At 62.4% G+C, this 22,602-nt stretch carries 21 protein-coding genes and 1 other RNA gene; 13 read left to right on the top strand and 9 right to left on the bottom strand.

Annotated elements, in window-relative coordinates; translation table 11 throughout:
• Position 1: 1 nt before the first annotated feature.
• On the bottom strand, positions 2-490 hold the full coding sequence (locus tag AC1DD5_RS18870; RefSeq protein WP_477522401.1) for a MarR family winged helix-turn-helix transcriptional regulator: 489 nt from the start codon (positions 488-490) through the stop codon (positions 2-4).
• A gap of 47 nt (positions 491-537) precedes the next feature.
• Here AC1DD5_RS18870 and AC1DD5_RS18865 point away from each other — a divergent pair, with 47 nt between their 5' ends.
• Entirely contained in the window at positions 538-801 is a 264-nt protein-coding gene (locus tag AC1DD5_RS18865) for a hypothetical protein (RefSeq protein ID WP_477522400.1), read from the top strand.
• Here the strand turns inward: AC1DD5_RS18865 and AC1DD5_RS18860 are convergent.
• Together AC1DD5_RS18860 and AC1DD5_RS18855 are read right to left on the bottom strand one after the other, a co-directional pair.
• Positions 798-1,829: an NAD(P)-dependent oxidoreductase gene (locus AC1DD5_RS18860; RefSeq protein WP_477520196.1), complete on the bottom strand. Its 1,032-nt coding sequence runs from the start codon at positions 1,827-1,829 to the stop codon at positions 798-800. The genes AC1DD5_RS18865 and AC1DD5_RS18860 overlap by 4 nt on opposite strands.
• On the bottom strand, positions 1,829-2,797 hold the full coding sequence (locus AC1DD5_RS18855; protein ID WP_477520197.1) for a cyclase family protein: 969 nt from the start codon (positions 2,795-2,797) through the stop codon (positions 1,829-1,831). Before AC1DD5_RS18855 ends, AC1DD5_RS18860 begins: the two co-directional genes overlap by 1 nt.
• A 170-nt stretch (positions 2,798-2,967) precedes the next feature.
• On the opposite strand from AC1DD5_RS18855, the gene AC1DD5_RS18850 reads away from it, so the two are divergent.
• The 10 genes from AC1DD5_RS18850 (at position 2,968) to AC1DD5_RS18805 (ending at position 11,869) form a co-directional block, all read left to right on the top strand.
• Complete coding sequence (locus AC1DD5_RS18850) at positions 2,968-3,756, top strand: IclR family transcriptional regulator (protein ID WP_442018656.1); 789 nt, start codon at positions 2,968-2,970, stop codon at positions 3,754-3,756.
• A 173-nt stretch (positions 3,757-3,929) separates the two neighbouring features.
• Positions 3,930-5,435: a sugar ABC transporter ATP-binding protein gene (locus AC1DD5_RS18845; protein ID WP_477520198.1), complete on the top strand. Its 1,506-nt coding sequence runs from the start codon at positions 3,930-3,932 to the stop codon at positions 5,433-5,435.
• Between the two features lie 8 nt (positions 5,436-5,443).
• The gene (locus tag AC1DD5_RS18840) at positions 5,444-6,541 is read left to right on the top strand and encodes an ABC transporter permease (protein WP_442018658.1); all 1,098 of its coding nucleotides are present in this window, start codon (positions 5,444-5,446) and stop codon (positions 6,539-6,541) included.
• 73 nt (positions 6,542-6,614) lie between these two features.
• A complete protein-coding gene (locus AC1DD5_RS18835) occupies positions 6,615-7,757 on the top strand; it encodes a substrate-binding domain-containing protein (RefSeq protein WP_477520199.1) in 1,143 nt (380 codons plus the stop codon).
• A gap of 53 nt (positions 7,758-7,810) precedes the next feature.
• Complete coding sequence (locus AC1DD5_RS18830; RefSeq protein ID WP_477522399.1) at positions 7,811-8,803, top strand: NAD(P)-dependent oxidoreductase; 993 nt, start codon at positions 7,811-7,813, stop codon at positions 8,801-8,803.
• On the top strand, positions 8,800-9,570 hold the full coding sequence (locus tag AC1DD5_RS18825; protein ID WP_477522398.1) for an SDR family oxidoreductase: 771 nt from the start codon (positions 8,800-8,802) through the stop codon (positions 9,568-9,570). The genes AC1DD5_RS18830 and AC1DD5_RS18825 overlap by 4 nt, the downstream gene beginning before the upstream one ends.
• Positions 9,570-10,631, top strand: coding sequence for an L-idonate 5-dehydrogenase (locus tag AC1DD5_RS18820; protein WP_477522397.1), 1,062 nt, complete (start codon positions 9,570-9,572; stop codon positions 10,629-10,631). The genes AC1DD5_RS18825 and AC1DD5_RS18820 overlap by 1 nt, the downstream gene beginning before the upstream one ends.
• 255 nt (positions 10,632-10,886) lie before the next feature.
• On the top strand, positions 10,887-11,117 hold the full coding sequence (locus tag AC1DD5_RS18815) for a hypothetical protein (protein WP_442004313.1): 231 nt from the start codon (positions 10,887-10,889) through the stop codon (positions 11,115-11,117).
• 201 nt (positions 11,118-11,318) lie between these two features.
• Positions 11,319-11,678, top strand: a complete 360-nt coding sequence (locus tag AC1DD5_RS18810; protein WP_477522396.1) for a LapA family protein — start codon at positions 11,319-11,321, stop codon at positions 11,676-11,678.
• The gene (locus AC1DD5_RS18805) at positions 11,675-11,869 is read left to right on the top strand and encodes a hypothetical protein (protein WP_477522395.1); all 195 of its coding nucleotides are present in this window, start codon (positions 11,675-11,677) and stop codon (positions 11,867-11,869) included. The genes AC1DD5_RS18810 and AC1DD5_RS18805 overlap by 4 nt, the downstream gene beginning before the upstream one ends.
• Before the next feature lie 103 nt (positions 11,870-11,972).
• On the opposite strand, the gene AC1DD5_RS18800 is transcribed toward AC1DD5_RS18805, so the two are convergent.
• Together AC1DD5_RS18800 and AC1DD5_RS18795 are read right to left on the bottom strand one after the other, a co-directional pair.
• On the bottom strand, positions 11,973-12,272 hold the full coding sequence (locus AC1DD5_RS18800; RefSeq protein ID WP_216921958.1) for a DUF4193 domain-containing protein: 300 nt from the start codon (positions 12,270-12,272) through the stop codon (positions 11,973-11,975).
• Positions 12,273-12,429: 157 nt separating this feature from the next.
• Positions 12,430-14,922, bottom strand: a complete 2,493-nt coding sequence (locus AC1DD5_RS18795) for a beta-glucosidase (protein WP_477522394.1) — start codon at positions 14,920-14,922, stop codon at positions 12,430-12,432.
• A 140-nt stretch (positions 14,923-15,062) separates the two neighbouring features.
• Between AC1DD5_RS18795 and AC1DD5_RS18790 the strand changes: the two genes are divergently transcribed.
• Entirely contained in the window at positions 15,063-15,659 is a 597-nt protein-coding gene (locus AC1DD5_RS18790; RefSeq protein WP_477522393.1) for a TetR/AcrR family transcriptional regulator, read from the top strand.
• Positions 15,660-15,731: 72 nt separating this feature from the next.
• Here AC1DD5_RS18790 and AC1DD5_RS18785 read toward each other — a convergent pair whose 3' ends face one another.
• Positions 15,732-17,078 (bottom strand): aspartate kinase, encoded by a 1,347-nt coding sequence (locus AC1DD5_RS18785; protein WP_431118123.1) that lies wholly within the window; start codon positions 17,076-17,078, stop codon positions 15,732-15,734.
• A 206-nt stretch (positions 17,079-17,284) separates the two neighbouring features.
• Here AC1DD5_RS18785 and AC1DD5_RS18780 point away from each other — a divergent pair, with 206 nt between their 5' ends.
• Positions 17,285-18,409, top strand: a complete 1,125-nt coding sequence (locus AC1DD5_RS18780) for a hypothetical protein (protein ID WP_431118125.1) — start codon at positions 17,285-17,287, stop codon at positions 18,407-18,409.
• On the opposite strand, the gene recR is transcribed toward AC1DD5_RS18780, so the two are convergent.
• The 3 genes from recR to ffs all read right to left on the bottom strand — a co-directional run bounded on the left by recR (position 18,363) and on the right by ffs (position 22,504).
• Positions 18,363-18,962: a recombination mediator RecR gene (recR, locus tag AC1DD5_RS18775; RefSeq protein WP_216921891.1), complete on the bottom strand. Its 600-nt coding sequence runs from the start codon at positions 18,960-18,962 to the stop codon at positions 18,363-18,365. The genes AC1DD5_RS18780 and recR overlap by 47 nt on opposite strands.
• Before the next feature lie 33 nt (positions 18,963-18,995).
• Positions 18,996-22,373: a DNA polymerase III subunit gamma and tau gene (locus AC1DD5_RS18770; protein WP_477522392.1), complete on the bottom strand. Its 3,378-nt coding sequence runs from the start codon at positions 22,371-22,373 to the stop codon at positions 18,996-18,998.
• 34 nt (positions 22,374-22,407) lie between these two features.
• Positions 22,408-22,504: signal recognition particle sRNA small type (gene ffs, locus AC1DD5_RS18765), an RNA gene on the bottom strand.
• Positions 22,505-22,602: the final 98 nt, after the last annotated feature.

Raw genomic sequence — 22,602 nt, 5'->3', positions numbered from 1 at the left:
GCTAGTTTGACGTCCGCTGGGTCGCCGCGATGAGGCCGGTCATAGCTTGGTGGAGTTCGGCCACTTCCTCGCGACTGAGCTGCAAGCGCTCCCGGATCGCACCAGGAACCGCCGTCGCCTGATCCCGAAGCGCGGCTCCCTTTTCCGTCAGCTTGACGGCAAGAGCTCGCTCATTGCCGGGCACGCGCTCGCGGGTGATGAGCTGTGCTTCCTCAAGTCGGCGCAGGAGCGGGGATAAGGTGGCGGGCTCGTGGAGGAGGCTGTCGCTAATGTCCTTAAGTGTCCTGGGGCTCCGCTCCCAGAGTGCAAGCATCACAAGGTACTGCGGATGGGTTAGCCCGAGCTGTTCGAGGATGGGCTTGTAGATGCCCACGACGCTCCTGGAGGCAACGGTCAGCGCGAAGCACAGCTGGCGTTCCAAAAGGAGGTCGTCAGTTTCGCTGGCCTGGCTTGTTTCATTGCTCTGGATTGTCTCGCTGGTCTGGGTCATGGCTACCTTCCCGCACGATTAGTTAGTGCACTAACAGTTAGCGTACTATGAACTTGTTGAGCCGTCTAAAAGAGGAGTCGATCGGCGTGGCAAAGGAATCCTTTACCCAGAAGTTCATGCGCGCTACGGGAAAGCTGAGGGTCATCTTCGGCCCCGCACACAGCAGCTCCATTGATCACGAAATGACCGAGGCCAACCGCAGGCTCCTGGCCCAACGCGAAGCGGAGACCCAGCAATGGGAAACCCTTCGTCGCCCCGATGGCAGCACGTACGTGGTTCCCCGTAATCCGGACGATAAGTCGCTGCGTTAGAGGCCGCTCGCTGCAAGGAGGGTGAGCCTGTCGGTAAAGGCTGACGATTCGAGAACGTCTCGGTTGATCACAAAGTCCGGGACTCGGCCTGCGGCGACGTTGACGATGGCGCGGACGCAACTGCTGCCGTTTCCGAGGGACATCTCGTCCGTCCAAGAAAGGCAATGCGGCGAGAGCGTTACGTTTTCCATTCCCAGTAGTTCGTTGGCCACCGGCTCGTGTTCAAAGACGTCCAGCCCCGCGCCGGCGATAACTCCCTGTGAAAGTGCATGAATAAGGTCCTGTTCGTTGATGATGGGTCCGCGTGCCATGTTGATGACAACAGCGGTTGGCTTCATCTTCTCCAGGATGGTTGCGTTGATGATGTGATGGGTCTGCTCGGTCAGGACTGCCATGACGATCAGGGCGTCGCATGCCGCTGCTACGTCTTCGAGTTGCATCAACTCCACGCCGAGTTCGCTGGCGCGTTCGGGAGGGCAGAAGGGGTCGTGACCCACGCATCGGACCTTGAACGGTTGGAGCAGGCGGATCAGCTCGCCGCCGGTGTTCCCGACGCCGAGGAAGCCAATGGTTTTTCCGGTCAGGCCGGTCCCCATGAAGCTTTCGCGCAGGTCCCAGGATTCTTCCCTGACCAGGCGGTCCTTCATGACGGTGTTGTGGAAGACCGACAGGAGCATGGATAGGGTGGCCGTTGCCACCGGGCCACGGGCGCCGTCGGGGGTTATGGTCGCGACTGTGCCGGCACGGCTGCAGGCGGCGAGGTCAACCGCATCGAATCCCACCCCGAAGCGCGCAAGTATGAGCGGGGGATTCGCGACGCCTTCGAAAGAGGCGGCCGTAACCGCGGGTGCAGCGTAGAGAATTGCGTCATAGCGCTCCAACTGTTCAGGTGTCAGTTCTTCGGCGCTGTCGGCCATGTATTCCCATTCCAGACCGGCCTCGTCAAGACCGTCCAAGCCGATGTCGCCCCAGACGTTCTTGCCGCTGGAATCTAGGAAGTCGCGGGAGATGCCTACGGTGAATGTCATTAGAAAACCGCCAAAGGGTTAACGGGCGAGCCAGTGCCACGGGGAATGTTGAGTGGGGCGACCATGAACATGAAACGGTAGCGGTCCTCTTCGGCGCAGGCCGTTCCAAGTTCTTCAAGATCGAGATTGTCCAGGAGCGGCAGGCCCATGGCTGTGATCGCAAGGATGTGGATGGGGGAGTGGATCCCGGGTGTCGGTGAAGGGCGAACATCGGAGTCGCCGTCACCGCCCAGAAGGACGATCCCCCGTTCGGCGAGCACGGGCATGCAGTCAACATGAAGCCCCGCACTCAGGTCCGATGAGTCCCAGATACCTACTTCGCGTGCGCGCCGGAAATGACCGGTGCGGACCAGGACGGCGTCGCCCTCCTGAATGCTGATCCCGAGCCGCTCTTCTGCCGCCAGGATGTCCGCTGCATGTATGGCCGTGCCTGGTTCAAGCCAGGGAACGTCGAACAACACGGTAAAGTCCAGCAACACGCAAGGGGCAACAAGGGGGCCGAGGGCGCTGACCGAACCGAAATCCGCGCCCGTGGCCGTGACAACTTCTTTCGAAACCTGTCCGTCGTAGAGCAGGCCTTTGTAGGCGATATGGCTCAGCGCATCCAGGTGGCTGACGGCCTTGCCGTGGTAGTCGACGCCGATGAAGTCCTTATTGCAGGACGGTTCCGGCGCTTCACGCACTCCAAGGTCAGTCATATAGTGCAGCGCGGGGTTCGCATTGGACGGCCCGCTCGTGGTGTTCCACGGCAATGCGGTGGACACGACACGGCCGCTGCGGACCAACGAGGCGGCGTCAATGACTCCCTCAGCAGTTGCCTTCTGCCAAGCACCTGCGGATGGTTCAGCGTAAGTGCCCCAGGTCTTGACCTGCTCGAAGATCTGCTCGAACTGTTTCCCGGTCACTGTGGGGTCCGTGCCGGGCGGGGCTGGGTAGAGTGAGCTTGCCCTGGTGTGTTCAGCGCACACGGTGTACTCCTAGATTTTGGTGTCCCTGTTTCCGGCGTCGAGTGACAATTCGCGCAAAGCCTTGGCGTCAGGTTGAAGAAGCTGGCTCTGTGGCGCCCGGAGGGGTGACACAGCAATACTAGGCCAATATACTGGTCAGGAGTCAATACTTTGATTGGGGAGGGTGGAAAATGACAACAGAGATCACCACGGCTGGGCAGAGTGCAGTGCCGGCGATCACTCGGGCGATGGCAATTCTTGATCTGATTGCGGCGGCGGGACAGGCGGGCTTGAGCGTGCCCGAAATTGCGAAATCGATGGACCTTGCCAAGTCCTCCACGGCAAACATCTGCGGTGCGCTTGAAGGCGAGGGCATGCTTCGTCGCTCGGACGGACGGTTCATTCTGGGCAGGAGGATCCTTTCCCTGGCCGGCGACTACCTCCGCTCGGCCGATCAGCTCTCGGAGTTTTATGCGTTGTGCCGGCGGTCCCCGTTGATTTCCCGGGAAGCGGCGCGGTTGGCTTTGCTTGACGGTACCGATGTCCTTTATTTGGCCCGTTATGAGGGAACCAATCCCATCAGGCTCACTGCGAACATTGGCGATCGCTTTCCAGCCCATGTAACGGCTACCGGAAAGGCCGTCCTCTCGACTCTTCCTGATGCCGTTGTGGAGGACCGGTACCGGGGAAAGACCTTTGTTCCCTTCACCGCCCGCTCCCTGTCCAGCGTTTCGGAGCTGCTTTCCGACCTTGAGAAATCGCGTCACCGCGGGTACTTCATGGATGACGAGGAGACCAACGTCGGCGTGGTGTGCTTCGCCGTTCCTGTGGTGGACATCCCTGGCGACCCCGCCCAGTTTGCGATCAGCGCCACACTGATCAAAGCCCGCGCTGATGAGCTCGACCACGCGGAAATTGTGCAGGAATTGCAGGTCATTGCCCGTGCTTTGGCCAACCCCCTTAGCGCGCACTCGCTTTAGGGCTCCGTGGGAGTCCTCCCGCTTGCATGTACTGGCAGCTCGTGCAGCTTGGGTGAAAAATCGGTCACGAAATGCTATTGACCAAAGGGTTGGCTATCAGACAAGATGTTGGTCAATAGGTCATTGGTGACCACCCAGAATTTTAGGCAGCACTGGGGCTGCAAGGAGCGACCATGGGACTCAACCCTCCCTCGAAAACGCTGATTCAGATTGACCAATTGTCAAAGCGGTTCGGCGTCAACGCGGCTCTGCAGGATGTAGACCTCACGCTTGAGGCCGGGAGTATCCACGCGCTGCTGGGCCAGAACGGCGCAGGCAAATCGACCATCATCAAGATTCTTTCCGGGCTGTACTCGCCCACCAGCGGACGGATCACCGTCAATGGCCATGCCTTGGGCACACCGGAAGCAGCGGCAAGCATGGCCTTCATCCACCAGGATCTTGGACTCGTTGATTCCATGACCATCGCCGAGAACATAGCGCTGGGTACGGGTTTTGGACGCACGGGAGGACTCATCTCCTGGCACAAAGTCCGTGAAAGCGCTGCGGAAGCGCTGCGGACGGTGGCCTCGCACCTGCAGCCTGACCGATACGTCTCTGAATTATCCAGGGCCGATAAGTCCCTGGTTGCCATCGCCAGGGCCCTGGCGTCGAATGCGTCAGTCATCGTGCTCGACGAACCGACTGCAAGCCTCCCGGCGGCGGATTCCCGCAAGCTCTTTGACGTCCTGGAGAAGCTTCGGAGCAAGGGCCACGGTCTTTTGTATGTCAGCCACCGGCTCGATGAGGTCTTCGCCATTTCCGATACTGTCACGGTGCTGCGTGATGGGAGGCTGATTCACAGCGGCCCCATCTCGCAGAAGACTCCGCGGGAACTCGTCGTCGACATCGTGGGACATAAGCCCGTCAGTTACAGCTCCAAGAGCACGGTCCGGGATAACCCCGAGCGCCTGTCGGTCAGGGACCTGGCCACAGCGCAGAACCGGCCGGTATCCTTTTCGGTCCGTGCCGGGGAAGTGGTGGGCATGGTTGGCCTGACCGGGGCCGGACACATGGAAATCGGACGCGCGCTGGCAGGCGCATACCGTATTGATTCAGGCAGCATCACCTTGGATTCGGAGAGCTATCAGCCACGCACCGCCTCCGAGGCGGTTGCCTCCGGCGTGGGATTCGTGACCAGCAACAGGATGGATGAAGGCTGTGCCCCCGAGCTGACTCTGCGGGAGAATTTCCTCCCGAATCCAGGCGTGCACTCAAAGAATCCGTTCCTTTGGACCAACCCAAAAACAGAACGGCGGCTCGCGGAGGGACTGATTGAACGCTATGGCGTCCGGCCTGCCCTCCCTGAGGTGGCCATCGCGACGCTCTCGGGCGGAAACCAGCAGAAAATCATGATTGGCCGGTGGTTGAGCGCCAACCGAAAACTCCTCATTCTCGAAGAACCTACAGCAGGCGTGGACGTCGGGGCTAAGGCAGACATTTATCAGCTGCTGGAAGAATCCCTGGCCGCAGGCCTGGCAGTCCTGATGATCTCCACTGATTTCGAGGAAGTCGCCAGCGTCTGCCAGCGGGCCCTCGTCTTCGTCCAGGGAACTGTGACCACGGAACTTGCCGGCGCTGACCTGACTATTGCAAACCTCACTGCGGCGGCCTCGGGTGCTGCCCATACTTCGGAGTAGTAATCCTCATGAACCAAACTAAGAACAGCAGCCGGCAGGGCGTCGCCCATCTCTTGGGACCCTACGGCTTGGTGGTCATTCTCGTCCTGCTTTTCGCAGTCTTCGCATTGATCCTGCCCCAGACGTTCCTCTCAGGCCGAAACTTCAATGCCATCCTCAGCAATCAGGCAATCCCCGCGTTGCTGGCCCTCGGCGCCATGATCCCCATCGCGACAGGAAAATTCGACCTGTCCATCGGTTACGGGCTGGGACTCTCTCATGTAATCGTCCTCAAACTCATCGTTGATGGTGGGCTGCCATGGGGCCTTGCAGCGCTCGTAGCGATAGGTGTCATGGCATTGGTAGGCATCGTCAACGGACTGCTGGTGGAATTCGGCCAGATCGACTCGTTCGTGGCTACCCTCGGGACCGGGACGGTGCTTTATGCCATTACCGGTGCCATCACCAATGGCGCCCGCGTGGTGCCCGGTCCTGGTGGCCTGCCGATTTCTTTCAAGGACCTCTACGATTCCAAGATCGCGGGGGTGCCTATCGTCGCCGTCTACCTGCTGGTTGTTGCTGTCCTCTTGTGGATCCTGTTCGAACGCCTTCCACTGGGCCGTTACTTCTACGTCCTGGGATCCAATCCTCGGGCTGCTGCACTGATGGGGATCCCCACTAAGCGATATTCCATCTACGCTTTCACGTTTTCCGCGGTCGTCACCGGCTTCGCGGGCGTGCTGCTCGCTTCGCAGCAGCAGATCGGAAACCCCAGCGTCGGCATGGACTACCTGCTACCGGCTTTCGTAGGAGCCCTCTTGGGAGCCACCGCCATCAAACCCGGCCGGGCCAACGTCATTGGCACTCTCGTCGCGGTGATCACGCTGGCAATCGGACTCGCCGGCATCTCGCAGCTGGGAGCCCAGTTCTGGGTCACCCCGCTCTTCAACGGGGTCACCCTGCTCATTGCTGTCGGCCTGGCCGGGTACTCTGCCAGGCGCAAACTCCGGGCAGGCGCAGTCGCAGCGCCCCCGGCAACTCCCACACCAGGGGATGAAACACCTCCGCCCGCGGGACCTGCGACGTCCGCTGCATTGCCACCGGCCACCGCCCCCAGTTCCCTATAGCACTCCTACTTCGTCAGCTGCTTTCGTCATCCCGCTCACCACAACGGAACCCTCCATACTGAAAGGCTCCACCATGAACCCTTCCACCCCCCGCCTGCTGCTCGTCACTGGCACCGTCCTCGCGCTTGGACTCACGGGCTGCACCAGCGGGTCCTCCGAATCAGCGGCCACGGCTGCCGCAACCGGGAACAGCGGGTGTGCCGACGTCGTTACCTCCGCCCAGAAAGCTGTCGACGGCGCCTCCAAGTCCGATGCGCCTTGGGACGGTCCTACGGCGGGCCCCAAAGCGGCTGCGGGCAAAACCATCGTGTATGTGGCCCAGTCCATGACCAACCCCGGCGTTGCCGGCGTGGCCAAAGGACTTCAGGAAGCCACGGCAGCGATCGGCTGGAACGTCAAAGTGATCGATGGACTGGGAACTCCGGCAGGGATTCAAAGCGCCTTCAGCCAGGCCCTGACAACCAAGCCTGACGGCATTGTCATCGGCGGCTTTGACCCTAAGACCACAGCCGCGCAGGTGGCAGAAGCCAACTCTTCCAAGATCCCGCTCGTGGCGTGGCAGGCTTTGTCCACCCCTGGCCCAAGCACCGACCCGCTGCTCTTCAGCAACATCACCACCAAGGTCGAAGACGTCGCCAAAATCAGTGCCGACTACGTCATTGCAAAGTCCAACGGCAATGCCGGCGTCGTCATCTTCACGGACTCCTCCATCCCGTTCGCCGAAGGTAAATCCCAGATGATCAAGAAGGAATTGGAGACCTGTTCAGGGGTGAAGGTTTTGGAATACGACAATGTACCGCTCTCCGACGTCAGTGCCCGTATGCCTCAGGAAGTCTCCTCCCTGCTCAGCAAGCACAACGAAGCCTGGACCTACTCAGTGGCCATCAACGACGTCTACTACGAGAACGCAGCCGCAGCACTGCGGGCGGGTGGCGTCAAAGCCGGCGGCGCACCCTTCAATGTGGGCGCTGGCGACGGTGATTCATCAGCCCTGCAGCGCATCAAGACCGACGACTACCAGACAGCCACGGTTCCATCGCCCCTGAAATCCGAAGGCTGGCAGCTCGTTGACGAACTCAACCGCGCTTTCGCCGGCGAACCTGCGAGCGGCTACGTCCCGCAGATCCACGTTTCGACCAAGGAAAACACCACGGCAACTGACGCTTGGGACCCCATGGGTTACCAGGATGCCTACCGCAAGATCTGGGGCAAGTAGCCCTCGAGGCTGCGCCATCCAAACCGGCTCCCGACCCAGAACAAAGGTTGATTTTGACACAAGATAACAATCCCCGGGTCTTCGGTCCGCGTTCTAGCGGCCTACCTCGCAGCGTTGGGTTCGTCGGGCTCGGCCTGATGGGCTCGCGCATGGCAGCAAACCTGCTCCACGCCGGCTGGTCCGTCACAGGATGGAACCGGTCAGCGGCCGCTCTCGACGATCTCGTTCGTCGGGGCGGTGCGCGGGCCTCGACGATTGCAGAACTACGGGACCAGCCGCTCGTTATTTTCATGCTTCCCGATTTGCCCTTCATTGAGGAATCCGCCGCTGGTCTTCTGGCTGAATGGAGGCAAGAGCCGCCTCGACCCGGAACGTTGGTCGTAGTCATGAGCAGCGTCTCGCCAACTGCGGTTCTGCGGTTCGGCGCAACTGTCAGCGAGGCCAGCAATGGCAATGCGGTAGTCCTTGACGCCCCAGTCAGTGGCGGGACGGAAGGCGCCGAGCGTGGAACCCTGGCCATTATGGCCGGCGGTCCTGTTGAGCATTACGAACGGCTTCGTCCGGCGCTCGAGGCCATGGGAACCACGGTGCGGCGTCTTGGGGAACTGGGGGCGGGCTCGCTCGCCAAGGCCTGTAACCAGCTGATCGTCGGGACCACGACGGCGGCACTTGCCGAGGCTGCTGAGCTTGCCGAACGATCGGGCATGGATGTGGAGGCCCTCTTCGAGGTGTTGGCCGGGGGCTTGGCCGGCAGCCGGGTGTTGGAGTTTATGGGTCCCCGGCTGGCCTCGAAGGACTACAGGCCGACCGGGCCAGCGAAGTTCATGCATAAGGATTTGGCCTTTGTCCTTCAGAGCGCGTCCAGGTCAGGAACAGACATGCCCATGGCATCGGCTGCCCTGAAACTCTACGAGGACCTTACTGATCAGGGTCTGGGCGACCTTGACTTGGCCGTCGTGAGACAAACGATCGCAAACCTCAGTGACCTCCACATCACCGTACCGGCCATAGAGACCGCACCGACTATTGAGCAGGATTCTTTATGAGTGGACTATTTGATCTGAGTGGACGCGTCGCGTTGGTGACGGGTTCGAGCCGGGGGATTGGCAACGCCCTGGCCCGGGGCCTCGCCGACGCCGGAGCAACTGTAGTGCTCAACGGAATCAATCCCGAACGTTTGGAGGCGGCAGCCGACGCTATGGCGGCTGACTATCCTGCGGGAAGGGTCCACAGGCGGGCGTTTGATGTGACGGATGCGGCTTCAGCCGCTGATGGCGTGGCGTGGATCGAGGCCAACGTTGGCCCGTTGGACATCCTGGTCAACAACGCGGGTATCCAGCACCGTGTTCCCATGCTTGAGTTGGATGTGAAGGACTGGGACAGGGTGATCAGCACGGATTTGACCAGCGCGTTCCTGGTGGGCCGGGAAGCGGCGCGGCATATGATTCCCCGGGGCCGGGGGAAGATCATCAATATCTGCTCGGTCCAGACCGACCTTGCCCGGCCGACGATTGCCCCGTATGTGGCGGCGAAGGGCGGGCTGCGTAACCTGACCCGGGCGATGACGGCTGAGTGGGCGGCGTCGGGGTTGCAGATCAACGGCATCGCCCCGGGGTACATCCATACGGAAATGACGCAGAACCTGGTCGATGATGAGGCGTTTAATTCCTGGATCCTGGGCCGGACACCTGCCCATCGGTGGGGGACGGTCGCTGACCTGGCCGGGCCTGTTGTGTGGCTGGCGTCCCAGGGGTCCAATTTCGTCAATGGCCAGACGATCTTCGTTGATGGCGGAATGACGGTGGTGGTCTGATGGGCATCACCCTCCCGGCCTCCGGCCCCGCGGTCGTCGCCCATGGCAAAGGTGACCTGCGGATCGAAGACATCCCGCTGAAGGCGCCGGCGCCGGATGAGTCGATCGTGGAGATCGCCTACGGCGGGATCTGCGGTTCAGACCTGCATTATTGGCTGCATGGTGCCGCCGGGGAGTCCATCCTGAAGGCCTCGATGGTCCTGGGCCATGAAATTGTCGGCGTCGTCATCGAGCAGGCAGCCGATGGCAGCGGCCCTGTGACCGGCACTCCGGTGGCTGTGCACCCTGCAACCCCCGCCCCGGGCGGGGCACGCTACCCGGCAGAGCGGCCCAACCTTTCCCCGGGCTGCACGTATCTGGGCAGCGCGGCACGCTACCCGCACACCGATGGGGCTTTCAGCCGCTACGCCACCCTTCCCTCGCGGATGCTCCGTGCCCTGCCGGAAACCCTGGATCTGCGGACCGCGGCGTTGGTGGAACCGGCCAGCGTGGCCTGGCATGCCGTCGCCCGGGCCGGTGACGTTGCGGGAAAGACTGCCATGGTGATCGGCAGTGGCCCGATCGGTGCCCTCGCTGTCGCTGTCCTCAAGCGCGCCGGTGCTGCCCGGATCGTCGCCGTCGATATGCATGACAAGCCCTTGGAGATCGCACGGGCCGTGGGTGCCGATGCCGTCTTGAAGGGCGACGACGCCGAGGCCATCGCGTCTGTGGAGGCCGACGTCGTTATCGAGTCTTCCGGCAGCCACCACGGCCTTGCCTCGGCCATCAAGGGAGCCACCCGCGGCGGGAAAGTAGTCATGGTGGGGCTGCTGCCCTCCGGGCCGCAGCCGGTCTTCATCTCCCTGGCCATTACCCGTGAGCTGGAACTGTTGGGATCCTTCCGGTTCAACAACGAAATCGATGACGTCATCGCAGCGTTGGCCGACGGATCCTTGTTCGTGGACCCCGTGATAACGCACGAGTTCGACCTCGCCCATGGCCTCGAGGCATTCGACGTAGCCAGGAACTCAGCCGAGTCCGGCAAAGTCCTGCTGAACTTCAGTTCCAAGGGGAGCATATGAACGATCCTGAGCGCAGGATCGCCGTCATGGGTGTCTCCGGAAGCGGAAAAATAACCCCACATTGCGGTTCCCTTGGAATCGCCACTGAACGTCGCAGTGGAGTCCGTTCTGGCCGCGTTGGGAGTCATGGCCCGGCCCCTTCCGGCACCAAACGCTCGCGCCTTTTCCGGCCCGCGGGCGTAAAATTGGCGTACTGGTACGGCATACGCCGTCCTACCGCTTTTTCTCTCTCCAGTTGAAAGGAGGTGGAAGAACATGGGACGCAAGTTGGAAACCTTTCAGCACGTGACCGAGCGGCTGCAGTCCGTCTTCGGACCGGCAACCCATGGGGATACGGATGCCCCTGTTGTGCATAAACACGACGACTTCGAAACGGCTTCCGAGGAAGACTTGAAGAATTTCGAGGTTGAGACCGATTCGGAGGGTCATCACTACGCTGTCCGGAGGAACGATTCAGGACCAACTTCAACCGACTACACCGTGTGATCGCCAGTAACCATGAGTAACTGTGACCGACAGTAACAACGGCACCCAAATACCGAAGGACCGGACCGCGAACTCCGGTCCTTCCTTATTCCGATCCAGCCTTGCCCTGCCACTGTTGAGCCACTTATAAGCATGCTTATTATATGAGTGCATGGACAAGTGATGAGCACGCATACGTTCTGGGAAATGAGGGGGCTGTCAATGAGCGCTCAAGATGATGCGGCAATGGCCCAGAGAGGCTCTGGGCGGGCGGACCACATACAGCCAAGGGTGGCACCGGCAAGTTCCCGGCCCACGCGAACAGCAGCGATCTGGGTGGCCGTAGCTGTGGGCCTGGTGGTGTTGGTCCTGTTGATCGTGTTCTTCGTCCAGAACCAGGACATGGTCACCGTCCGGTTCTTTGGATTGGAAGGGGCACTCGCCCTCGGCACCACGCTGTTCATCGCGGCTGTTGGAGGAGGCGTGCTGGTGGCGCTTGCCGGCGGCGCGCGGATTCTTCAACTCAGGGTGAGCAACCACCGGCGCCAAAAGATGATCGGCGGACAAGGAGGCGGGTTATGACGGACGCTCCGCTGGAGGACGACGAGTCGCCGGACCGGCCTGCTCCGGAGGATGGCAGGGAGGCTGCCGGCATCCTTGGAGACGTTCTTTCCCCGGTGGTCGCACCTGAATACACCGACGAGGAGCGACTGTCGGAGCCCGGTAAGTCCCAGCCCGACAAGGACGGCACAGAGGAAGCGGGCGACAAGTAGTTAATTGCGGAAGGACCGGAGCATCGCGCTCCGGTCCTTCCGCAATTAATCCCGACGGCGGCACTCCCTGACGATTCATGTTCCGCCGGGGTGGTGGTCGTCTTTAGCCTTCGCAGTCAGTGCAGTAGGCGACGCCATCCTTTTCGCGGGCAATCTGCGAACGGTGGCGGACCAGGAAGCATGAGTTACAAGTGAACTCGTCGTTTGCCTGGGGGATGACCTGGATGATGAGTTCTTCAGCGACGATTTCGCCGCCGGGACCGTTGGCGTCCAGGCCGTCAGTTTCGTCGAGTTCAAGAACGACGCTCTTCGCCGTGGGGGCGCTGGCGGACTGGAGCGCCTGGAGGGACTGCTCCTGGTTCTCTTTTACATCGGTACGGAGTTCGTCGTAGTCGGCTGCCACTTTTTGATGCCTCTTCGTGTTAGGGGGTTACCGGGTATGCAACGTACAGCATGCCATGAAAATTCCATACCATACCCCAGATTCGGCGCTTGTGGCGAAAACCACGTGCGTGGCGGCCCAAAAAAGGCCGCCATGCCGCGCCAATTGCCCTCTATTATTACCGCACCTCGATGTCCAGAGTCTGGAAGGTGTCCGCAACATGGCGACCCACCAGCAGCCGGAAGCCTCCACGCTCAAACTGCCAGCCGCCGTCGTAATGCGCAAAAGCCTTTGCCGGGATGCGGACTTCAACGCTGTCAGTCCCCGCTGGAGCAAGGTGGGTTCCTGCGTAGCCTGCCAGCCAACGGACCGGACGTTCCACGGCGGAATCGGTGCGCTCGAGGTAGACCTGAACAACTTCACGTCCCGTGCGCGTGCCGGTGTTCTTCACCGGGACGTGCACAAGCACATCGTTGCCGGCCGTGACCGACTGTGGCGCGTGGGCGGTGCCGAACTCGAAGGTCGTATACCCGAGTCCGAAGCCGAAAGGCAGCGCCGGAGCAGGGCCGCCAGCGCCCTGCTGCTTGAGCCAAGCGCGGTACCCCACATGAATTCCCTCGGAGTAGACCACTTTGCCGTCCACGGGGGTGGTGTTCAGGACCGGGACATCCTCCAGGGCTGCCGGCCACGTTGTAGGGAGCCGGCCGCCAGGTTCCTCGGCGCCAAGCAGGATGTCTGCAATCGCGTTGCCGAACTCCTGTCCACCGAACCAACCCAGGAGCACCGCGTTTACCTTTTCGAGCCACGGCATCACCACCGGTGAACCGGAGTTCACAACCACCACCGTGCGTGGGTTGACCGCGGCGACAGCCTCCACGAGTTGGTTCTGGAACCCCGGGAGGTCCAGGTCCTTACGGTCAAAGCCCTCGGATTCGATGGCGGCATTGGTTCCGACCACCACCACAGCTACATCTGAAGTCCGGGCGGCTTCCACTGCGGCGTCGATCTCCGCCTGAGGATCCGCCACCACAGTTTCTTCGCCCAGCAGGATGGCCGTGAACGGGATGATCTGTTCCTTGGGCAGACGGTATTCCGCCTCGATACGAACGCTCTGTCCCGCTGCGGTCTCTATTGCGTGAACAGTCTTGGGCGGATCGAACAGCGCAGCACCCAGGACGTCGGTGTCGTCCTGGATCTCGTCGTTGAAGACTTCGGCTCCATCCAATGAGAGACGGATGTGCCCCACTGTGCCCACTCCGAGGTGGTGGACACCTGCCGAATCGGCTGTCCAATCGGTTTCCATCCGGATGATGGCGGCGCCCTCCGGGATGCCGATGCCGAACCAGATCAAGTGTGACGCCAGGCGGTCTTCGCCGGAGATCTCCGTGCCGTCTTCCGCGAGGAATGTCACGCGGATCCCAGGGACGTTGGAGACCGGATTGTGCAGTGAAGTCCGGGGGAACGCCTGAAGCCCCTCGGCCACTTTGGCGCCACGCGCGTAAGTGACCCTAACGCCGTCGGGCAGTGCATTCCGCAGCCCCTCCAGTGGCGAGACAGTGTACTTAGGCATCACGGTGGCGCTTCCGCCGCCCTGCGTCCGGGCCTCTGCAGCATTGTGGCCGATCACCGCGACGCTGTTCAGCGTCGCGGCGTCCAGCGGCAGGATGCCGCCTTCGTTGCGGACCAGCACGGCGCCTCGGACGGCAACTTCACGCGCGACGGCGGCCCCGTCCAGTTTGGCGGGGAGCCCGCTGACTGCGGGCTCGAAGCCTTCGAGGGAGCCGACGCGGGCAGCAAGGCGCAGGATACGGGTGACCTTTTCCAGGATGGCCTCCCGGCTGACTCGACCATCATTGACGGCGGCCAGAAGTTTTGGTCCCCAATGGCCTGCAGGCCCCGGCATTTCCAAGTCCTGGTGGGCGTTTGCAGCATCAATGGAACGCACTCCCGTCCAGTCGGAAACCACCACGCCGTCGAATCCCCATTCTGTGGAGAGCGGGGTTTCCAGCAGCTTGTTTTCGCTCGCCGTAGTGCCGTTGATGGAGTTGTACGAGCTCATGACCAGCCAGGCCCGAGCCTCCGTGATGGCGTCTTCGAACGCTGCCAGGTAGAGCTCCCGCAGCGGGCGTTCGTCCACTACTGAGTCGGAAGTGAAGCGTTCCGTCTCGGCCTCGTTGGCCAGGTAGTGCTTGGGAGTCGCCCCTACGCCCATGGACTGCACTCCGGCAACGTACCCGGCGGCCATGGTTGCTGTGAGCCGCGGATCCTCGCTCATGCATTCGAAATGACGGCCACCCAACGGTGAACGATGGAGGTTGATGGTGGGGCCGAGTACGGCGTGGACGCCCTTGCGGCGGGCCTCCTGGCCGAGAACCTGCCCGTAGCGGCGAGCGGTTTCCACGCTCCACGTGGCAGACAGGGCGGACGACGACGGGAGGGAGATTGAGTCGTGGCGCTCGTCGAAGTCTTCGCCGCGGACGCCTGCAGGCCCGTCGGACAGGACGACGCGACTGAGGCCAATTTCGGGGATGGCGTGGGTGGACCAGACATCCGCTCCCGTCAGTAGTTGGACCTGCTGCTCCAGGGAGAGGCTCTGTGCGAGCTCCCGGATGCGCTCTTCGGCGTCGGGGACGCCTGTCGCGAGGACTGCTTGCGAGAGTGTGGGGTTCATTTACTTGACTCCTGATGAACTCAATGACCCACCGTTGGGTCTTATCAGGAGACTTTAGCGACAAAAATCGAGTGTGACTAGATTTTTAGATAATAAATCTAGGGTGACTCGGTTTTTGGCGAGTGAAATAGACTGACTCAATGTCTACTTCCAAGGCCCGCGGGCAATACGCAAAGGGTGCGGAACGCCGCGAACAGATCATCCAGACGGCTACGGACGTCTTTGCGACCGAAGGTTTCGAAGGGACTGCGCTCAAGCGCGTCGCGGAACTCGTTGGGGTCAAGGAAGCAACCCTCTTCCACTACTTCAAGGGCAAGCAGGAACTCCTCACCGCGGTCCTGGCAGAGCGCGACCGGCGGTCCATAGCCGTGGGCGGCCAGGAAGATGTGGGGCTTAGCCTCATGCCGCCGATCGCCGAGCGGAACCGGCACGAGCCAGGGCTGACTACCCTGTACGCTGTCGCATCGGCCACAGCCAATGATCCCGGACATGACTCCCATGGCTACTTCAAAGAGCGTTACGAGAAGGTGGTGCAGAGCCTTAGTGAGGACATCGCCCGGCGGCAGCAAACCGGTGAAGTCCGGAGCGACGTTGACGCAGCCATTCTGTCCAGATTGGTTGTTGCGGCGTTCGATGGCCTGCAGTTGCAGTGGCTCTATGACAAAGACGTGGACATGGCGGAGGGACTAAGGCAGCTCATCGACGTCCTGCTGGCTCCGGCTCACCCAACTGGGTAGCAGATAAGGCCGTTCTGAGAGCTCAGAACGGCCTTATCTGCGACTTACTTGGGGGCGTTGCCCGGGGTGACCCTAGCGGCCGGTGCCGCCATAAACGGTAGCTTCAGCATCGCCGTCGAGCTCGAATGCAGCGTGGATGGCGCGGACGGCGTCATCCAGGGCATCTGCACTCGTGACAACCGAGATGCGGATTTCCGAGGTGGAGATCATGTCAATGTTGATGCCGGCGTCGGAGAGGGCCTTGAAGAACGTTGCCGAAACGCCGGGGTGTGAACGCATTCCCGCGCCGATCAGGGACAGCTTGCCAACGTGCTCGTTGTATTCGATGCTCTCGAAGCCGATCTGGCCTTCAGCTGCGCGCAGGGCGGCCAAAGCATCGGCGCCTTCCACGATTGGGAGCGTGAACGAGATATCAGTGCGGCCCGTGCCGTGGGTGGACACGTTCTGCACGATCATGTCGATGTTCGAGTGCGCGTCCGCGATCACTTGGAAGATTGCTGCGGCCTTGCCCGGAATGTCCGGAACGCCTACAACGGTGACCTTGGCTTCGGACCGGTCGTGTGCAACGCCGGAGATGATTGGCTGCTCCAAGGCAACTCCCTCTTGAATCGTGAACTTTTCTTCGGCGCCCGGGATGACCCACGTGCCTTCGTGCTGGCTGAATGAGGAACGGACGTGCAGCGGCACGCCGAAACGGCGGGCGTACTCCACGCACCGGAGGTGCAGGATCTTGGCGCCGGAAGCAGCAAGTTCCAGCATTTCCTCGCTGGAGATGCGGTCGATCTTCTGGGCCGAAGACACAACACGGGGATCGGCCGTGTAGATGCCATCCACGTCCGTGTAAATCTCGCAAACATCGGCTTCGAGCGCTGCAGCCAACGCAACAGCCGTAGTGTCCGAGCCGCCACGGCCCAGTGTAGTGATCTCGTTGGTGCTGCGGCTCATGCCTTGGAAGCCCGCCACGATCGCAATGTGTCCCTTGTCCAGGGCGGTGCGGATGCGGTGCGGGTCGACGTCAATAATCCGGGCTTTACCGTGGATGCCGTCGGTAATCATGCCTGCCTGGGAGCCCGTGAAGGACTGGGCGGAGGCGCCAAACTTGTTGATGGCCATGGCAAGCAGTGCCATGGAAATTCGCTCTCCGGCGGAAAGGAGCATGTCCATTTCGCGGGCAGGAGCGGAGTCCGTGACCTGCCCTGCGAGGTCCAGGAGTTCGTCTGTGGTGTCTCCCATGGCGGAAACAACAACCACAACCTCGTTGCCGGCCTTCTGCGCATCCACAACACGCTGAGCGACCCGCTTGATGCCATCAGCATCGGCAACCGAGGAACCGCCGAACTTCTGAACGATCAGCTGCTTGGTAATGGCAGCTCCGTCGGAGAGCTCTTCGATCTTCACTTCGGTAGTGGGCATAGTCATGCGCGCACCCTCACTGCATCAATAGGGTTCGAACGCGGCATGCCAAATTCCAAATTCCAAATTTGAGCACGCCTGCGTAGCTTATTTGGCCAGTTTATCGCCGTGTTGTGTCCCCACAGGAATTGTGACCACATGGCGGCCACACAGTCTGTATCGGCAGCAGGTCGCCGGGCGTACGATCCCTTTTATGAGCATTGCGTGGTGCCATGGCCAGGGTTCCTGAGGACCCGGACGATCCTGGGCCGGCGCGCAGCGATTCGGAATATGAAGTGATCGGCGGCGGCGTGATCGACGACCGGTTTCCGCGGCGTGACGGGACCGCGGGGAGCGAACACAGGCTGAACCACCAACCTGGGATCGCCGACATTCTTGGAGCCGCTGTGCGGGAGGCCTGGGATGACAGCCGCATGTCCTTGCGATCGTGGTGGTTCTGGTTTGCCTGCGCGTCCGCATTGATTCTGGCCTGGGCGATGGCCGCAGCTGTGGTGGCCTTCGGCGAAGCCAACGGTTGGTTTGAATCGAGCCTGCCAAGCGCCATCTACATATTGATGGCCGGATTGATGGCAGTCGTTTCTGCCCTACTCGGGGCAGTCTGGGGCTTCCGTCAAATCGCTCGAACCTTCCTTGGCGCGCTTTTCGCCGGATTCTTCCGCGGGGCGGTCTTCGCAGTGCCGTCAGGCATCTTGCTGCTCGTGGTGGGCGCTGGCGTCGGCGGGCCGATCGCAGTGGCCGGTGCCGCCGTCGTGGTTGTTGTCCTTGAAGTTGTGCTCTTTGGACTCATCGGCGCTGGTGCTCGCGCATGCTCGGCCCGAACGGCGGCAGGTGGTGCCCTGGCTGCGGCGCTGGTGGCGTTCCTGTGCCTGGGCAATGTAGCGGCCATGATCGCGCTGCTCCCCGGCACTGCGGTGATGGATCAAGCGTCAGTGCCTATCAACGTGGAGCGGGACGACGCCGGTCGGATCACTGCGTACGAGTGCGTCGGGAGTCTCCGCCCCGTCGAGGTAGCCCACACAGAGCGGGTGGCTTGGCTGGCCGCGTCCAATCCCGTTCTGCTCTTCGGCAGTATCGCCGCGGAGGCACTCCCCAGGGAGCATGAACTGGCATGGGTGTTGTCCGGCCTGCAGTGGGCCGCCGATGGGCCGAGCCGTGATGCTCCTTGTATCGGCGGGGAATCAAGCGATCAGCTTGCGCCTTCGGTACCCGTCGCCCTCACCGGCCTCGCGATTCAAGCAGCTGTGGCTGCCTTGGTGCTTCTGCCAGGGCGCTGGTTATCGTCACGCCGGCTTACGTCAGTGCGTTCCGGCGGCCCTCAAACGCCCGGCCCAGCGTAACTTCGTCGGCGTACTCAAGGTCCCCACCCACGGGCAGGCCGGAAGCCAACCGCGTGACGGTGATCCCGATCGATTTGAGCATGCGGGCCAGATAGGTAGCAGTGGCCTCGCCCTCAAGATTGGGATCCGTAGCGATGATGATTTCCTGGATGGCACCGTCGTTGAGGCGTGTGAGGAGTTCGCGGATCCGCAACTGCTCCGGGCCAATGCCAGCGATGGGATTGATGGCTCCGCCCAGTACGTGATACCGGCCACGGAACGAACGGGTGCGCTCTACGGCAAGAACGTCCTTGGATTCCTCAACCACGCAAATGACCGACGGATCCCGCCTCGGATCGCGACAAATGTTGCACATTTCCTGCTCGGTGACGTTGCCGCACACAGTGCAGAACTTGACCCGTTCCTTCACCGTGGTGATGGCCGTAACGAGCCGTTTCATGTCCTCGGGGTCGGCCTCAAGGATGTGGAACGCCAGGCGCTGTGCCGATTTCGGGCCCACACCGGGAAGCCGGCCGAGCTCGTCAATCAGCTCTTGAACTGCACCTTCGTACAAAATGTCCTCGTTTGTTTGGTATCAATGCTGTGATCAGCGGGGTTGCAGGGGAGAACCGTCCAAGGCGCGTTCTTCGATCAGCTTTCCGCCCAGAATACGCTCCACGGCAGCCCGCCCAAAGACCCTCGATTCCTCGATGGTCTCGTCTTCCGGGCTGGGGATGTCCTCCGGTGCCGGCTCCGGCCTGGCTTGGGTCCGCACGGGCGCCTGCACCCGCCCGGCTTGGGCTTCAGGACTGTTGGTCAAGCGCTGGTACAGGCTCTGACGGGCCGAAGGACCGCCCGACGGCGCGCCCTCCTCGAGCGTGGCAACGGAGCCACTGGCGTGTTGGGTTTCCGTAGCTGTAGTGGGCCACGCTGCAGGCGCTTGGGCACCTGTCTGCGCTGGGAGGGTGCCGGGCCAGCTCGACGCCGGAGCGACGTCCCAGCCCGACGAGCCGGTTTGCTCCGGGCTGGTCGGGTGGCCATACGTCGGGGTTCCTGCGTCAGCCGTGTTCGTCGGGGCCTGCGCCGCCGTTGCTTGCGCCGCTGGGGCTTGCGCCGCTGGGGCTTGCCTGTCCGCCGGGGCCTGCCAGTCCGGGGCTTGCGCCGTGGCCGGTTCGTAGTGGGGGGTGCTCGACCCATCCGCATCGGCCTCGACCACAGCCGTTGGCTTGGTGCCTACGTTGGAGTCGGTCCCGACCACCCACGTGCCCGGCGCTTGTTCTACTGCCCGGGACCAGGGGTCGTGGGAAGCGTCCGCTTCTGAGGTTTTGTCAGCTGTAGTCGCCGCCGATGTGGGGGTGTGCTCCGCAGGGGTTTGGTGGTCAGGGATTTGTTCCGATGACGTGGACTGTGCCGGACGTTCCGAGAAAGCCTGTGCCTGGGTGGTATTCGGACCGGAAAAAGCGGGTGAGGGTTCCCAATCCATCGGCGGTTCTTCGTCCAGCGGTGGTGCATCTTCGTCGAGCGGAGGACCCCAATCCTCGTCCGGGTAGGAGTAGTCTCCAGTCGGCTCCAAAGCGGTAGCAGGCGCGCGTGTCTCTGCAGCTGCAGGTGCTTGGGCGGTCGGCGCTGGCGTCTCTGGATAGGCAGGTGCTGGTGCGGCTTGCTGCGCGGGTTCTGGCGTCGTCCACTGGGCAGGTTCTGGCGCAGCACTGGGAACCATGGCTTCCCTATGCGGCGCGCCCGTTGCCGAAGCAGAAGCGGAGGGTGCCGGCGTCGTGGGTTCTTGCTGAGCCGGGGCGTGCACAACGGCGGGGACTGCCTCCGGCCCGGCGGGAACCGGTGCGGCTGCCTGAGGGCCAGCGGGTGCCAAGCCCCAGGCAGAGTCGACCGACGAAACAGGGGTCGGGGCAGGGGCAGACGCGGCCGGCATTGGCACGTCCGGCACCGGGACAGCTGGCGCTGGGCTTGGGGCCGGCGCTGCCGAGAGTGATACTGATGGTGATGTCGAAGGTGCTGTGGTGCCAGGTGACGCCGGAAGATCCCGGCTAGTAGGTGCTTTTGGGTTTGGCTCAGAGCTCGCTGAGCTGTTGCCGCCGGCCACTGCGACGATCTGGCAGTCGATGCCGATGGTCTTATGGATTGCCTGGCGAAGATTCTCGGAGTGATCCGCGCGCCCAAAGGCGCCGGCAAGGCCAGCAGTGGTGAAGGCGAGTGTCAGCACTTGACCGTCAAACTGTGCCACCTGGGCATTCGGTTCGACCAAGGCCCAGGTGCTGCGCTTGATCTTGGTCAGCGTCTGCAGGACTTCGGGCCAAGCGCGACGGAGAGCTTCGACATCTCCACCAGCGGCAGGAGCTTGCTTTGACGCGGGGGCCGGCTGGGAAGCGGGCGCCGTCTGTGCAGCGGGTGTGGTCTGCGAGGCGGGTGCAGTCTGCGGCGCCGGTTGCGGTGCGGCGGGAGGGGCCGTCGCGGCGGCAGGCTTCGTCGAGGGAGCATTCTGGACAGGACGCTGTGCAGCCGTCGACTCGTCCACGGGCCAGTCGTTGGTCGAGACGCGCGGAGCGGAGAGTGGCCCCCGCGACACGGGCGCAGACGACGTTTCCGACACAGGTACAGGTGCTTGAACTGGTGAAGAGGCAGGTGCGGGTGCCTGAACTGGTGCAGGTGCAGGTGCAGATGCTGGAGCGGCTGCCGGGACCGATACAGCTGCCGCCGGTGCTTGCGCGGGAGCGGACTGGGCAACGGGGGCAACCGCCGGTGAAGAAGCCGCGGCGGAAGGTGTGCCGGAAGCGGCAGCCGGGATTCCGGCGTCGCCAGCGTAATTCAGGCGACGCTCCACGCGGTCGATCCGGGCGGCAATGCCCCGTTCTGTTTCCTCGGAGCTGGGCAGCAGGATCCGCGCGCAGAGAAGTTCCAAGTGAAGCCGCGGGGAGGTGGCTCCGGTCATTTCCGTGAGCGCCGTGTTGGTGACGTCCGCAGCGCGGGAAAGCTCCGCAGCGCCCAGGTTCGTGGCCTGGTTGCGCATCCGGGCAATCTGGTCCTCAGGCACGCCGCGGAGGATGGCCTGTGCACTCTCAGGCATGGCCTGGACGATGATGAGGTCCCGGAAGCGCTCCAGCAGGTCTTCCACGAAGCGGCGAGGATCATGCCCGGTCTGGATGACTCGGTCAACGGCGCGGAAGACAGTTGCGGCATCGGCGGCCGCGACGGCGTCCACGACGTCGTCCAGCAAGGAAGCGTGCGTGTAGCCGAGAAGCGCGACGGCGAGCTCGTAGTCGAGACCGTTGGGTCCGGCGCCTGCCATGAGCTGGTCCAGCACGGACAAGGTATCGCGGACGGAACCGCCGCCGGCACGGATGACGAGCGAAAGCACGCCCGGAGCCACGGGAACGTTTTCCTGGTGGCAGAGCAGTTCAAGGTACTTCATGAGCGGCTCGGGCGGCACCAGCCGGAAGGGGTAGTGGTGCGTGCGCGAGCGGATGGTGCCGATGACTTTGTCCGGCTCCGTGGTGGCAAAGATGAACTTGATGTGTTCCGGCGGCTCTTCGACGATCTTCAGAAGCGCGTTGAAGCCAGCCGACGTGACCATGTGGGCTTCGTCGATAATGAAGATCTTGTAGCGGTCCCGCACCGGGGCGAAAGTTGCGCGCTCGCGGAGATCGCGGGCGTCGTCCACACCACCGTGGCTGGCGGCGTCAATCTCGATGACATCCAGGGAGCCGGAGCCGCCGCGTGCGAGTTCGATGCAGCTGGGGCATTTGCCGCAGGGGGTGTCGGTGGGTCCCTCGGCGCAGTTAAGGCAACGGGCCAGGATGCGCGCGGAGGTGGTCTTGCCGCAGCCGCGGGGGCCGGAGAAGAGGTACGCGTGGTTCACGCGGTTCTTCCGCAGGGCCGTCATCAGGGGCTCGGTGACGTGTTCCTGCCCGATAACGTCCGCGAAAGAGTCCGGGCGATACCTTCGATACAGGGCAGTTGTAACAGTCACAAGTGAAACCTACCTATAGGGACTGACATTTTAAATAAGAGACCCCTCATGCACCCGCCAGAGCCCATCTACCCTTGCTACCTTCCGGTCCTGGGGGAGTTCAACAGGATGACGCCACATGAGGGGCCGTCGACAAGCTTACCTGAACTTGGTTATTGGTTCGAATCGGCACAAAGGGCTGTGGAAAACGCTCGACGGCGGCTGGTTGGCGCCCACATTTTGTCGGGGC

The sequence above is a fragment of the Paenarthrobacter sp. 10L420 genome, assembly GCF_056395385.1.
This window is presented reverse-complemented; position numbering and strand designations above follow the sequence as displayed.

What these genes read in the sequence shown, in the direction of transcription:
- AC1DD5_RS18825 (WP_477522398.1), top strand. Translation starts at nt 8,800, where the DNA reads ATGAGTGGACTATTTGATCTGAGTGGACGCGTCGCGTTGGTGACGGGT.
- AC1DD5_RS18840 (WP_442018658.1), top strand. Translation starts at nt 5,444, where the DNA reads ATGAACCAAACTAAGAACAGCAGCCGGCAGGGCGTCGCCCATCTCTTG.
- AC1DD5_RS18870 (WP_477522401.1), bottom strand. Translation starts at nt 490, where the DNA reads ATGACCCAGACCAGCGAGACAATCCAGAGCAATGAAACAAGCCAGGCC.
- AC1DD5_RS18780 (WP_431118125.1), top strand. Translation starts at nt 17,285, where the DNA reads ATGGCCAGGGTTCCTGAGGACCCGGACGATCCTGGGCCGGCGCGCAGC.
- AC1DD5_RS18845 (WP_477520198.1), top strand. Translation starts at nt 3,930, where the DNA reads ATGGGACTCAACCCTCCCTCGAAAACGCTGATTCAGATTGACCAATTG.
- AC1DD5_RS18815 (WP_442004313.1), top strand. Translation starts at nt 10,887, where the DNA reads ATGGGACGCAAGTTGGAAACCTTTCAGCACGTGACCGAGCGGCTGCAG.
- AC1DD5_RS18805 (WP_477522395.1), top strand. Translation starts at nt 11,675, where the DNA reads ATGACGGACGCTCCGCTGGAGGACGACGAGTCGCCGGACCGGCCTGCT.
- AC1DD5_RS18785 (WP_431118123.1), bottom strand. Translation starts at nt 17,078, where the DNA reads ATGACTATGCCCACTACCGAAGTGAAGATCGAAGAGCTCTCCGACGGA.
- AC1DD5_RS18820 (WP_477522397.1), top strand. Translation starts at nt 9,570, where the DNA reads ATGGGCATCACCCTCCCGGCCTCCGGCCCCGCGGTCGTCGCCCATGGC.
- AC1DD5_RS18860 (WP_477520196.1), bottom strand. Translation starts at nt 1,829, where the DNA reads ATGACATTCACCGTAGGCATCTCCCGCGACTTCCTAGATTCCAGCGGC.
- AC1DD5_RS18865 (WP_477522400.1), top strand. Translation starts at nt 538, where the DNA reads ATGAACTTGTTGAGCCGTCTAAAAGAGGAGTCGATCGGCGTGGCAAAG.
- AC1DD5_RS18810 (WP_477522396.1), top strand. Translation starts at nt 11,319, where the DNA reads ATGAGCGCTCAAGATGATGCGGCAATGGCCCAGAGAGGCTCTGGGCGG.
- AC1DD5_RS18850 (WP_442018656.1), top strand. Translation starts at nt 2,968, where the DNA reads ATGACAACAGAGATCACCACGGCTGGGCAGAGTGCAGTGCCGGCGATC.
- AC1DD5_RS18835 (WP_477520199.1), top strand. Translation starts at nt 6,615, where the DNA reads ATGAACCCTTCCACCCCCCGCCTGCTGCTCGTCACTGGCACCGTCCTC.
- AC1DD5_RS18795 (WP_477522394.1), bottom strand. Translation starts at nt 14,922, where the DNA reads ATGAACCCCACACTCTCGCAAGCAGTCCTCGCGACAGGCGTCCCCGAC.
- AC1DD5_RS18790 (WP_477522393.1), top strand. Translation starts at nt 15,063, where the DNA reads ATGTCTACTTCCAAGGCCCGCGGGCAATACGCAAAGGGTGCGGAACGC.